Here is a 12,401-nt window from a genome sequence, read left to right as displayed (position 1 = left end):
TTACTTCTCCGAGAACCATTGCTTCAGCTCGTCGATATCCTGCTCCGAGAGCTTGTCGCCGTCGTAGAGCGCGGAGATCAGATTTTTCACCGAGCCTTGATACAGATCATCCAACACATGCTGCGTCTCGGCCAGCTTATAGGCCTCTCGAGTCACGCGCGGAGCATATCGATTGGCGCGTCCGTCTCGGGTCGTCTCCAGCGCGCCCTTCTCGACCAGCCGGGAGAGGAACGTCGACATCGTCTGCGCCTTCCATGCCCGGCCTCTGTCTGCGAAGAGCCGCAACAGATCTGTGGAGGTCACGGGCGGCTCGCTGGCCCAGATCGCTTCCATCAATTCCAGCTCGGTATCGGATAATTTCTGTACAGAATTCATAAGCTGTATCACCTCAAGGGTTCGTTATGCGTCCATAACGAGGTTATTACTACACTACGTAGTAGTTATAATCTACTACAAGGCGTAGTAATTAGTCAAGCGTTGCATCGCTGCAAGGGGAAATGCAACTATTCCCAACGCTGTAACGTTTATTTTGGTAGTACCAAGTGAAAAGGAGCGTTGCCTTTTGTTAGTAGCTACTCATATGGCCGCCGCAGCGGCTTTGTATCGACTGAGCTCGGTCCGATCCTTGCCGACTCCTGTCAAGTGGGCAGCGGTGCCTGCCGTGCTTGTACTATCTTTTGCTTCTCACTTTGCGCTTGATGCGATTCCGCATCGCGAGCTGCACATGACGGGCAATACAGCGCTTGGCCTGCTGGTCATCGCTTACCTGTTCTACATCGCCTGGCGAGACCGGGACATTTTGGTGCTGGCGGCCGGATTCCTCGGCGCGCTGCCGGACGTCATGTGGGTGCTTGATGCCAGTCCGGCATTTAATGAGATCCATTCCAAGCTCCATTTCCATGGCGTCCGCGTACCATTCTATATGTTGTTCGTGGAGATCGCAGGTCTGCTGGCACTTACTGTGTTGATCTATCGGAAGTCCAGACTTGGACGAGCCCGGTAGATGAGGCGAGGGCTTCGAATCGCTGTGGAAGTTGGATTGTGTTGCAGGCTGGGGTGGGTCCCAGCCTGGTAAGTCATGAAGAAGCGCTGGGAGTTGATATCTTCGAAAAAATATTAAACAGACAGGTTGACAGAACTGTCCGAATCATGATAATATCTATTTTGTGCCCGACAAACTTAGTAACCACGGAACGTCAGCTCCAGTTACATAAGATGTAGGAAATACGGGGCCTTAGCTCAGCTGGGAGAGCGCATCGCTGGCAGCGATGAGGTCAGGGGTTCGATCCCCCTAGGCTCCATAAAAAGCAACGTCATCACTTATGTGATGGCGTTTTTTTATGGATTGCCTAGGGGGTGATGAACCCCGAAACGGGGGTTCGCCCGCGCGCAGGAAGTGAAAGAAATGGCTACAGAGAAATAACTTCAAACGTACGAGCACGGCGTCTGAATCTACCGCCAGGATCTACTTCATCGATTAGGCTTCGACAGCCAATTAGATCAGGATTCATACATCCCCCTAGGCTCCATACGAACAAGAACGCCACTCATATCGTGTGGCGTTTTTCGTATGGATTGCCTAGGGGGTGAGAACCCCGAAACGGGGGTTCGCCCGCACGGACGGAGCGAAGCGGAGGAGTACGGCGTCTGAATCTACCGCTAAAAGTCCTCGTCGAGTTCGCCTCGTCTGCCTATAATCAAGATTCGGACATCCCTTTATTGTACTTTAGTCAATGAATTAATCCGTTTGTAGCTTTTTAAACCGCGAGAAATCCGAATCTACTGCTATAAGCAATTCTAGTCAGCATGTATTCAAGATTGATACAACCCTAGGGCTCCATAATAAACAAGCTTCACTTGTAAAGTTAAACTTTTTTATAAGATCTACGTGGCAATTACTTCGTTACCGGAATCGTTACATTCCCAATCGAAATGCTTTCCACATCTTCAGGGTTAATGATCTTACCCAATTCGTAATAGAGGTGATTGCCTTGATCGTCGTTATGTGTAACATTAGTGTAGCTAAATGATTTGCCTGGGCTCTTATAGTTAAAACTCAGTTGGCTGCCGTCTTTGAATTTTACGATAGGTTCTACTCGGGTCAATATATCGGTACCCTCTATGAGAACAAAAACGGATAGTGGTGATACTACAATTTTTTTAATTTTGTTTTTACTTCCTTTTAGGCTAACAGATTTATTAGGTTCAAGTTTAATGCTTTGCGTATCATCAAGTTTATAATCCCACGTTAACTGCCATTCACCCTCTATAAGTGGGATTTTTTTTAAATCAAGATATTCCCCCTTTTTATCAAAAATTTTCTGATGCAAAGTCAAATCATTAAATTGCAAAGTAGCTGTACCTGCACCGTCCTGGACTTCTAGTGTCCAATGAAGTAATACGGTACGTGAATGTTTATCCTGCTTCAAAATGGTTCCGGAGCGTGACACGTCTCTATTCGTGGGAGCTGGGTTCAAATGAAGAGAGCTCCAACCCCACACGATATCGTCATTCAGTTCAATCGATTCGGGCACAGTCATTTCATACAGCACGTAAAAATTTTGAGAGTCAGCAATCGTTTGTTTCACAGTTATTGTAACACCATTGTTCGTCACAGTTGCTTCTGGTTTGCTTACCGTGTCATTCATTTTATTGATTTGATCTTCCGATGGCTTGAAATGTTGAATTAATAGTTCGTTCCAATTCAAGGTTGACGCAAACGCGGCCGTAGTGAATAGGAGTAAAGCCGCTGTGACTACCGCAAATACGGAAATTTTTTTTGTTTTGTTCATGGGTACTTCTCCTTCTTTATAGGTATTTATTTTGGCATACATATTCCGCATCTGTTCGTCGGTTGGAGTAATTTCATTGAAAAAAGAAGTTAGTTCTTTCCGATTCATTTGATTTTTCCTCCTCCAACATGATTTTTAATTTGTTGCGGGCTGCACGCATATGCGTACGAACTGTTGCATGATTAAGACAAAGGATTTCGGAAATTTCCTGAGTAGAATAACCTTCATAATAGTATAAATAGATGGGCAGCTTATATTTGTTGCTCAAGCTCATCACCTTCTCCCACACATCGCTATTGGAGAATTTTTGAATGTAGGCCTGTTGCTCAACCTGTTTCAGGTTATCTCTTTGCAACCAACGCCACCAACTCTTTAACGCATCTTTGCAAGTGTTTTTTGTCGTAACAATAAGCCACGCTTTAATGTGCTCATCATTCTCAAACTTACCATCATATTTCAGCAACTTAAAAAAGACAGTTTGAGTAGCATCCTCGGCTTCAACGACATTTTTAAAAAACATAAATGCGATTCGATACACCATTGCTGCATATTTGTCAAAAACTGCAGCTATCTCATCATCCTTGCTCACTATAGACATGCGAATTCTTTCACCTCCAAGGTTGCTTATAACTATTAACACGATTGAGATATTGAAAATGTTTTATTTAGAGAAGATCATATTGATATTAAAACATTGTCATTATATATTAACTTCCAGCCAGTGTCTTTCTATGTGCCGTCTGGGGTCTTGCAATTATCCGGTTGATGCTACGCATAATATGAACGGTATTTACATGCTGCATGGAGGAAAGGACGCACGCCTTAACAGTTGAGTAGCGCTTCCAATCTCGATATGTTAGCGGAGATGCTTGATTGCAACGCGAGGTATTTGACTATGCAGTTCAAAAACAAAATTTCCTCCATCATAAGAAATCCTGAATCTGAACTTAATCGGATGATGGCATCTGGGAGGCAGATCTGAAAAAGGATTTTAAACTTGAGATGCTATTAAATCCGGGTAAGGTATACGCGATCTAATGATCATGATAAAATAAAAATAATCGTTACGTGGGGAGGGTAAATCATGCTTTGGTCCGAAGTCAGGGAGTTGTTTCCAAATCAATTCGTATTGGTTGAAGAATTGAAATCCCATTATGAAGACAATCAGCTTCATGTGGAGGAAGTGGCCGTGATTAAAGCAGTCGATGGCCCCCAGTCCGCTTGGAAAGAGTTGTTTTCCGCCAAAAACGATCGCTTTGTTTATCATACGTCGAAGAAAGAAATCATCGTAGAAGTAAGAGACAAGCCCATGATCAGGAAAGCCCCCAAACATGAAGATTCTCGAAATTTTCCACCAGTCGGCTGCCTTATGGGTAGTGATCTCGTCTCAGCCGGGATAGCGTATCATTGGCAGCAATGAGATCGAGTTAAAGCATGATGTTTCTCGGTAAAAAAGAAATCGCCTTGACCTTTTGAATAAGGGCAAGGCGATTATTTGTCTTGTTCAACACTTGGATGAAAGGCGGACAATAATGGGCGATGATTATTGAATCGGTCTCAGCGATTCGATTTCTGCTCCAGAGAGTCCGCTGGCTTTTACGACATGCAAATATTTCTGCCTCTCCTCATATAAGCGGCGAGCCTCCCGATCCTGGCTTAGAAACTCTAGCGTATCCATTGCCTTCTTCAATGTGGGCTCGTTCATCTTCAGCACCTCCCAACTAAATCTTGATATTGATCAGTTTTTCTTCAACCGCATTGATTCTATTTAAACATGCTTTCAGATTGATTTTGATGGTGCGGCTTGACATTGGAGTCAACTCCAATGATATTCTGAATGCATGGAAAAACATTATTCTATACAAGAGGTTTCGCAGATGCTTGGGATTTCCAAGGATACGCTTCGTTATTATGATCGGATTGGGATCGTCTCGCCGTCCCGGGAAGATAATCGATACCGGAGGTATTCAAAGGAAGACCTTATCCATGTCATGAATATTCAGATCATGCAGTACGCGGACTTTTCTCTTGACGAAATCAAGGGGAAATTTGGGTTCCGTAAGCTGGAAGCTATCGATTCCGCTTACTGCGAAGAGGTTTTAGCGTTCCTCGATAACAAAAATGCAGAAATACTTAAAAAGATTGATCATCTGGAAAGGGTCAGACAGCTGCTCAACTTAGCAGCCGAAACGTTAAGAGACTTTAATAATGAAAGCGACCAACGGTTGGCACAGTTCGTCCGTGAGCTTTACAAGGATATCCAAAAGAATGAAAAGCCATTTTTCAAGGAGGGCTGTGATGAACATTAGGATTAGGAATTTTTATTATCTATTTGCAGGCGTTCTTGCGATATTGTTTGCGGTCACTCACGCATGGAACGGGCAATCTGCCGTGCTACCGACACTTGATATGAAGGCGATTTCTTTGGGTACCCAGACGGTATTCACCTACGTTTGGCACATCATCACGGCGGAAAATCTGGTCATCGGCATCGCATTCATGATCATGTCATTTCAAATCGAGCGATCAAAAATACAGCTTGTCGCATGGATGATCGTCGCGATCCTGATCGTCCGACTAATGGTCATACTTGGTATAACGGCATTGCTTGATGTTTCGGCGCTTACGGATACATTTATAGATTCGGTTGCTATTCTAATCTACATCGCCTTAATCATTCTGGGCACAAGAATGAAGAAGAAACAGTAGAGGCTGTCCCGAAAAGTCATCGCCAGATGACTATCGGGACAGCCTTTTCGTCGCTTGTCGGCGGCAAGAGCCTCGGCATGCTGTTTGGCGCATGAGGAATTTATTCGCCATACACCTGTGCAAGATTTGACAACAAATGATGCAATGATATGAATTCAAATTTGAGCGAGCAAGCATTATACTCAACCTGTAAGTGCTTTCAGCCAGTGCTTATCGCCAACACAATGATTCCACAGGGGGTTTACGAAAATGAAGAAAACGTCTTCGATGCTCTTAACCACGATTCTTTGTATGTCCGTCGTGCTCGGTGCTTGCAGTAGTAATAACACTCCGAGCAATAAGGGGAATACGGACAACCAAAATACGAGCAGCACGAATACGCCGAGTGAAGAAGCAGCGACGCCAGTCAAGCTTAGCATCCTTTCTTGGAACAATGAAAAAGAAATGAAACCCGTCCTGGACGGCTTCCAAGCGAAATATCCACATATCTCGTTCGATTTTCAATTTGCCCCGCCGGTAACAGATTACATAGCGAAGCTGCAGACGATGCTGTTGTCCGATACGGCCCCGGATCTTTTCATCATCGCGGCGGAAAACCGCAATGAGATTATCGATGGCGACTTCGCGCTAGACTTGACCGATGAGCCGTTTATGTCCGTTATGTTGGACAGCAACAAGCCGATGGTTAGCAAGGATGGAAGAATCTATGCGTTTTCACAAGCAGGCTGGGCTGGCGGCTTGTTTTATAACAAGAAGTTATTTGCACAGGCTGGCATAACTGAACTGCCACAAACCTGGGATGAATTCGTCCAAATGTCCCTGAAATTAAAGGATAATGGCATTCTCCCGCTTTATGACAGAATGCACGATATCACCATTATTCATTCCGCGATGTTTGGTGCGAATGTACTGTCGAAGGACCCGTCGTTTGACGAAAAGCTCTTTAATGGCGAGGCGACATTCGCGGAGGGCTGGACCGAAGTGTTGACGATGTGGAAAGAAGGGTTGATCGACAATGGCATTCTGTCCCCTGACATGATCGGTCTGACGAGTGAGCAGGTCATGAACGAGTTTGCTCTTGAGAACGTAGCTATGGTGCCTGGCGGCCCTTGGAACATCCCGACGATTGAGGAGATTAATCCGGATATCGAGTTCGAAATTATGGGCATCCCGGGTAAGGAGCCTGGCAACACGTATTACAACGGAGCGCCTGGTGTAGGCTTTGCTGTCAATAAAAAGACGCAAAACAAAGAAGAGGCTTTGCTGTTCCTTGAATACTTGACAACAAATGAAGGATTAAAGGAGTTCGAGGAGGGTACGGGCGGCATCATAACCGTTCATGGCTATGAAACTGAAGTGCACCCAGCGTACGAACCGGCTTATCGAGATGGACTCATGGAAGGGCGAATTTACTTGCCGATGGTCTCGTGGAATCGACACCAAGAAGCACTGCGACTCCAATTTTTAGTATCGTTCCAAGACATCGCGACTAACAAAATAACGCCGGAAGAAGCTACCGCATCCCTTGACAATAAATTGAAGGAAATGGATGAATAATCAGCATTAGAGTATTGAGGGGGGAGGGGGCAGCCTGCTCCCTCTCTTTTGACTATTCGAATTTGGAGGCAAAGCCATGAACAAACTTAAACGACAGCTACAGTTCCAGTCCTTTTTGCTTCCCATTCTCGTTGTGTATACCTTGTTTACCATCTATCCATTATTGCAATCTCTGTTTTTAAGCTTTACCAACTTCGGTGGCTATTCGAATATTTATGATTTTGTAGGTTTTAAAAACTATGAACGGCTATTTGTAGATGATGCTATTCGTGCTTCCATCTCCTATACGCTGTTATTCACGTTTGGCAAAGCTTTGCTTGTGACCGTTTTGGCCATACCGCTCGCGATGATATTGGATCAAAATTTTGTAACAAGGAATTTGCATCGGGCCATTTTTTTCTTCCCTTCCATTCCAAGTGGGTTGCTCATCGCCTATATATGGGGATTTATTCTGGCCCCGATTGGATCTGGGGTATTAAATAAGATCCTCAATCAATTGTTTAACATCGGGGCACAGCCTTGGCTTTCAGACCCGTTGCTTGCGAAGCTGTCTACCATTTTCGTTGCGACTTGGGCGATCACAGGCTGGCATGCCGTGTTGTACTTAGCCTTTCTACAATCGATCCCAAAAGATTATTACGAGGCAGCCTCCATTGACGGGGCGAATCGCTTTCAGCAAGCCCGATATATTACGTTGCCCATGCTCGCTCCGGCGATGACCGTTAGCGTCATGTTGCTCCTTACAGGCGGACTCAAAGTGTTTGAAATTCCATTCGCATTGACGAAGGGCGGACCTGGCTTCGAGACGTTAACCGTCACTCAGGTTATCGTGCAAAAGGGAATAACGGAAGCACAATACGGTCTTGCATCGGCAATGTCCGTCGTATTTTTCCTCATTGTACTCGTGATCGCGATCTTCCAGGTGACAATGATGCAACGAAGGGAGCAGGACTTGTAATGACGACGACTTCTCAAAAGCGCAAATGGATTCTTGATCTAGTCATGCTCCCGATAGGATTAGTTGTTTTTTTTCCGTTTTATTTAATCATTATTAACACGTTCAAAACGATGCAAGATGCCACAAGGAACCCGATAGGTCTCCCTAAAGAGTGGATCTTAACGAATTACGTACAAGTTTTCGAAGAAACAGCACTCTTGCGCAGCTTTGGAAATAGCTTGACCATCACCTTCTTTTCAGTAGCTCTGGTTGTGTTAATCGGCGCGATGGGAGCCTATCCCGTTGTGTTCAATGCGAATCGTGTCACAAAGTTTGCTATGCTCTATTTGTTAGCTGGATTTATGATTCCATTTCAGGCGACTCTTATCCCATTGTTCCAACTGATGACTGGTTTGAACCTCATTGATAGGCTTTACGGTCTCATTGCGTTATACTTGAATGGCTCCGTTTTTGTGTTCTTCCTTATGATGGGTTATATGCGAACGATACCGCGGGAGCTCTCCGAAGCGGCTGTCATAGACGGTTGCAGCGTTTGGGGCATCTTTTGGCGGATTATATTCCCACTCCTGAAACCGATCTCGACGACGGCTATTATTTTTCAGACGATGTGGATATGGAACGACTTTTTGGCGCCCATGCTGTTTCTAAACTCGTCCTCCAACTCAACGCTTGTTCTGCAAATTTATCGAGCGAAAGGTGAATTTACCGTTCAATGGCCGATGTTTATGACACTTACGGTCGTCACCTTGCTCCCGATCTTCCTTTTCTTTATTTTCATGCAAAAGCATATCGTCAAGGGAATCGCTTCGGGTGCTGTGAAAGGCTGAGCCAAACCAAACAAAAAAGAAAAAAACATGTTAACCGCCCAATCCCTTGTCACGCTTGAGGTTGAGGCGGTTTCTGTGACTATGAACGGTCAAAGCTGGGCCGGGATCAACTGCCAACAAAAATTTACATAGACATCTTCATTCTCATTTGCTATTATGTGGCCATGTATAATAAGATAATAAGAAACTGCGTTCTATATTATAAAACATTTGTTGGGAGGGGATAGATCTATTGTATTTGAAAGCGCTTCACAGCAGATCATAGATGGCTTAAAGGAAGTGCCGAATGAAGAACACGGGAATCAAATTTTTAGTTCGTTCTCTAATCGGAAATACCATTATTCGAACGATCTTGTTCTCCTATTTGGTCGTTAATATCCTGCTCTTGTTGCTGCTCGGATTGTTATCGGTTCGCGATTCAACAGCAAGTCTTACCAGGGAAGTCACGCAGTCCAGCTATAAAGTGATGGAGCAAGCGGCACGTGGTCTGAGCTTTAATCTGGAAGAAGCCACTCGCTCGCTTGTCCTTATGGCTGGCGATCACTCCGTTCGCAGGATGATGATACCAGGCAGAGGGATAGATGTCGGAGGGCGGATCCAGCATGAAAGGAATATTGCTGACGTAGCTTTCGGTGTGTCTTCTTTGCAGTCCATGATTAGCGATATTTTAATCTTAGGCAAAAATGATTATGTCAATAATCTAGATGGAAGAAAGTCTCTGCAATGGGACTATTCATTTACCGGGCAGACTTGGTTTAAGCAGGCCATTTCGGAAACGGGAAGCAAGGGCTTCATCGCGCTTGGACTTCATATGCAGGACTACTATTTCAAAACTAATATTTCAAAATATAACCTGCCTACGTTATCGATCGCTCTTCCAGTAAAGGATTACACGCTCAAGACAATCGGTGCGGTTGTCGCTAACTTGGATATTGCCAAAATCAATGCGATGTTTGAATTAAGTTCCTATAACAATGAAAGCATCTTTATGATCGATAATGAGCATAACATCATCGCACACCGAGAGATTGCTGCAATCGGCACAAAGCTTAACTTTACTGGCATCGAACGTATTTACCCCGGATTTTCTGGAAGCTTCATGACAGAGCTTGCTGGAGAACAAACACTTGTCATTTTTCACCCTACGGCTGTAGAAGGCTGGAGTATCATCTCAACGATTCCAAAGTCGGTTATTAACGAACAAGCAGACTCGTTAAAATCTACTTTGATCGACTTTATCTGGTTGTGTTTGTTGCTTAACATTCTGATCTCAATCTTGATCACCGCAAAAATCTCTCTTCCCTTCGGAAGCTTGCTTTCCAATTTAGATAAGATTGGAAAAGACGACATCTATGTGATTAAGAATAATTACAAATATCGCGAACTGGACGTAATAGGCGATAAATTTAGAGAGTTAGTCGTGCGAATCGAATCTCTGGTCAAGCAAAACTATCAGTCCGAGATTGCCTTAAAAGAAGTGGAGCTTAAAACGCTGCAGTCTCAAATTAATCCGCATTTTCTTTTTAATACGCTGCAACTGCTGCAAACCGAAATTGTTTGCGGGAATACGGAGGACTCCAATCATTTGGTGCTTTCCTTGAGCGGGCTGCTGCGGTACTCCATGAAGCAATCGGAAGAAATGGTCGAGCTGAAACAGGAGATTCAAAATGTCAAAGATTATTTGTATATCGTGAACAAGAAATATGATAATCGAATTGATATTCAATTTCACATCCCGGATGAGGACGTTTTGAAAAATAGAGTGCTTAAGCTGCTCCTCCAACCCCTTGTAGAAAACGTAGTTCTTCACGGATTTGGGGAAAATCCGCAATCTGCAAAAATGACGATTCATGTGGTGACCGTCAAAACGGGAATTCTAATCGCTATTCATGATAATGGAAGAGGAATAGAGAAGTATCGATACCGTCAGCTTGCGAGTCAATTGAACAAACAGGACATGAAGCCGGATAGTATAGGTCTATTCAACGTCAATCAACGGATTCGTTTAAAATTTGGACCTCAGTACGGATTGAAGCTCCGAAGCAAGCAAGGTGTATTCACAACGGTCTATATTGTGTTGCCTAGAAATTGATATCAAGGGGGGATCTAGTTGAAGCTGCTTATAGTAGACGATCAAATCTCATTGCATAGATATTTAGACAAAGTGATGGATTGGAAGGAGCTTGGACTAACGAGTGTAGAGCATGCTTATGATGGTGAGGAAGCGGCAACCATGGTCGAGCAATTGCTCCCGGATCTCATGATCATGGATATTCATATGCCGATATTAAATGGGATTCAATCGTTGGAGCGCATGCAAAGCTTTAAAAAAATACCGCAGACGATTATCCTAAGCGCGTATGATGAATTCGAATACGCTAGGGATGCGCTTCGACTCCGGGCTTCCCAGTATTTGTTGAAACCGGTTGATGCGCAATTGCTTAAGAAATCTTTAAGCGATTTAGTTGAAACGTCCATATTGGCTGCCCGACAATCGATTCTCAGCGAAATTAATCGAACGGTGTACTCCGGCCAGATTGATTCCGAGTCAATCATGAACGTGCAGAAAGCATTTGAAATTCTCGCCATCGACCGTTTTGCGATTTTGACATTCGAGGACAGTCTGAACTCGGAAATTGATTATTCATGCTTATTGCAAGGACAAACAGAGATCAACAACCACTGTATCCTATGTACGAGACACCGCAACGGGCAAATCGTATTCGTTGGCGGGGGAGAAGGCTTAACCGACGATCGTTTGCGTCAAATCAGTGAAACGGTGGTGGACAGTATGGCGGTATCAACGGACACTTTGTCCGTCGGAATTAGCTCGATTGCCCAAGATACCGCATACCTGCCGCAATTAATTACGGAGAGTACGCAAGCCCTTCGCTCGCCCGCTTCGGGAACCAGGTTCAAGCTGAGGGATGCTGTCCGTCGGATTAAAACGTATGTAGAAAACGATTATCAAGAGGATTTAACTTTGCAAACGGTTGCAGATCGATTCGATATCGATAAGTATCAATTAAGCCGTGCATTCAAACAGGAATTCGGTATTAATTATTGGGCCTATGTCACGCAAGTGAGGATGAATAAAGCCGCGGAGCTGCTCATTGGCACGAGTTTGAGGAACATACAGATCGCAGAGCATACCGGCTTTTTGGGCGAAAGTCACTTTAGTCGCGTGTTCAAAAAATACTACGGAGCTACGCCTAAGGAGTACCGTGAAGCGTATGCTCGCCCGAATTAATCGAATCTAGAGACTTGTGCAAGATTTGGCAACAACTGATGCAATGATATGAATTTAAATTTGAGTGAGCACAGACTATACTTTCCTTGTAAGCACTTACAAAAGAGCTTATCAGAAAAAAGGAAAAGGAGTTGTGGCTCAATGCGCAGAATGGCGGCTCTCTTGGTTTGCTTTGCAATGCTAGCAGGTTTAGTCGTTTCCAACCATGCGGAGGCAGCGCAAGAACCAAATGACACGTGGAGGCAGGTCGACCCTGCGAATGTCGAGATTGGCAAAAGCTATCTCGTGGTTTCCGAGCACGGCGCGTT

12 protein-coding genes, 1 tRNA gene and 1 pseudogene are annotated in these 12,401 nt (G+C 44.5%); 10 read left to right on the top strand and 4 right to left on the bottom strand.

Annotated elements, in window-relative coordinates:
• Positions 1-375 (bottom strand): BlaI/MecI/CopY family transcriptional regulator, encoded by a 375-nt coding sequence (locus PA598K_RS06135; protein WP_128656086.1) that lies wholly within the window; start codon positions 373-375, stop codon positions 1-3.
• A 187-nt stretch (positions 376-562) separates the two neighbouring features.
• Between PA598K_RS06135 and PA598K_RS06130 the strand changes: the two genes are divergently transcribed.
• Positions 563-1,003, top strand: coding sequence for a hypothetical protein (locus tag PA598K_RS06130; RefSeq protein WP_128656085.1), 441 nt, complete (start codon positions 563-565; stop codon positions 1,001-1,003).
• A gap of 225 nt (positions 1,004-1,228) precedes the next feature.
• Positions 1,229-1,301 (top strand) — tRNA-Ala (locus PA598K_RS06125).
• Positions 1,302-1,895: 594 nt separating this feature from the next.
• Here the strand turns inward: PA598K_RS06125 and PA598K_RS06120 are convergent.
• Positions 1,896-2,900, bottom strand: a complete 1,005-nt coding sequence (locus PA598K_RS06120; protein WP_128656084.1) for a DUF4179 domain-containing protein — start codon at positions 2,898-2,900, stop codon at positions 1,896-1,898.
• Positions 2,866-3,390 (bottom strand): RNA polymerase sigma factor, encoded by a 525-nt coding sequence (locus PA598K_RS06115; protein WP_128656083.1) that lies wholly within the window; start codon positions 3,388-3,390, stop codon positions 2,866-2,868. The genes PA598K_RS06120 and PA598K_RS06115 overlap by 35 nt, the downstream gene beginning before the upstream one ends.
• A gap of 486 nt (positions 3,391-3,876) precedes the next feature.
• Here PA598K_RS06115 and PA598K_RS37795 point away from each other — a divergent pair, with 486 nt between their 5' ends.
• Positions 3,877-4,212 carry a hypothetical protein gene (locus tag PA598K_RS37795; RefSeq protein ID WP_185601620.1) on the top strand — a complete coding sequence of 112 codons (336 nt, stop codon included), beginning with the start codon at positions 3,877-3,879 and terminating at the stop codon, positions 4,210-4,212.
• Positions 4,213-4,335: 123 nt separating this feature from the next.
• Here PA598K_RS37795 and PA598K_RS06105 read toward each other — a convergent pair.
• A pseudogene (locus tag PA598K_RS06105) lies at positions 4,336-4,515 on the bottom strand (Rpn family recombination-promoting nuclease/putative transposase); the annotation flags it as partial.
• A gap of 118 nt (positions 4,516-4,633) precedes the next feature.
• Between PA598K_RS06105 and PA598K_RS06100 the strand changes: the two are divergent.
• The 7 genes from PA598K_RS06100 (at position 4,634) to PA598K_RS06070 (ending at position 12,093) form a co-directional block, all read left to right on the top strand.
• A complete protein-coding gene (locus tag PA598K_RS06100) occupies positions 4,634-5,101 on the top strand; it encodes a MerR family transcriptional regulator (protein WP_128656082.1) in 468 nt (155 codons plus the stop codon).
• Entirely contained in the window at positions 5,091-5,501 is a 411-nt protein-coding gene (locus PA598K_RS06095) for a hypothetical protein (protein WP_185601618.1), read from the top strand. Before PA598K_RS06100 ends, PA598K_RS06095 begins: the two co-directional genes overlap by 11 nt.
• Before the next feature lie 249 nt (positions 5,502-5,750).
• Positions 5,751-7,058 carry an ABC transporter substrate-binding protein gene (locus PA598K_RS06090; protein ID WP_128656081.1) on the top strand — a complete coding sequence of 436 codons (1,308 nt, stop codon included), beginning with the start codon at positions 5,751-5,753 and terminating at the stop codon, positions 7,056-7,058.
• 76 nt (positions 7,059-7,134) lie between these two features.
• Positions 7,135-8,016 (top strand): carbohydrate ABC transporter permease, encoded by an 882-nt coding sequence (locus PA598K_RS06085; protein ID WP_128656080.1) that lies wholly within the window; start codon positions 7,135-7,137, stop codon positions 8,014-8,016.
• Positions 8,016-8,843: a carbohydrate ABC transporter permease gene (locus PA598K_RS06080; RefSeq protein WP_128656079.1), complete on the top strand. Its 828-nt coding sequence runs from the start codon at positions 8,016-8,018 to the stop codon at positions 8,841-8,843. Before PA598K_RS06085 ends, PA598K_RS06080 begins: the two co-directional genes overlap by 1 nt.
• Positions 8,844-9,129: 286 nt before the next feature.
• On the top strand, positions 9,130-10,935 hold the full coding sequence (locus PA598K_RS06075) for a cache domain-containing sensor histidine kinase (protein ID WP_128656078.1): 1,806 nt from the start codon (positions 9,130-9,132) through the stop codon (positions 10,933-10,935).
• An 18-nt stretch (positions 10,936-10,953) separates the two neighbouring features.
• Positions 10,954-12,093, top strand: a complete 1,140-nt coding sequence (locus PA598K_RS06070; protein WP_128656077.1) for a response regulator transcription factor — start codon at positions 10,954-10,956, stop codon at positions 12,091-12,093.
• Positions 12,094-12,401 lie beyond the last annotated feature (308 nt).

It is taken from the genome of Paenibacillus sp. 598K (assembly GCF_003851045.1).
Taxonomy (GTDB): domain Bacteria; phylum Bacillota; class Bacilli; order Paenibacillales; family Paenibacillaceae; genus Paenibacillus_D.
The sequence above is the reverse complement of the archived record's forward strand: the minus strand, read 5'-3'. Positions and strand labels throughout refer to the sequence as shown.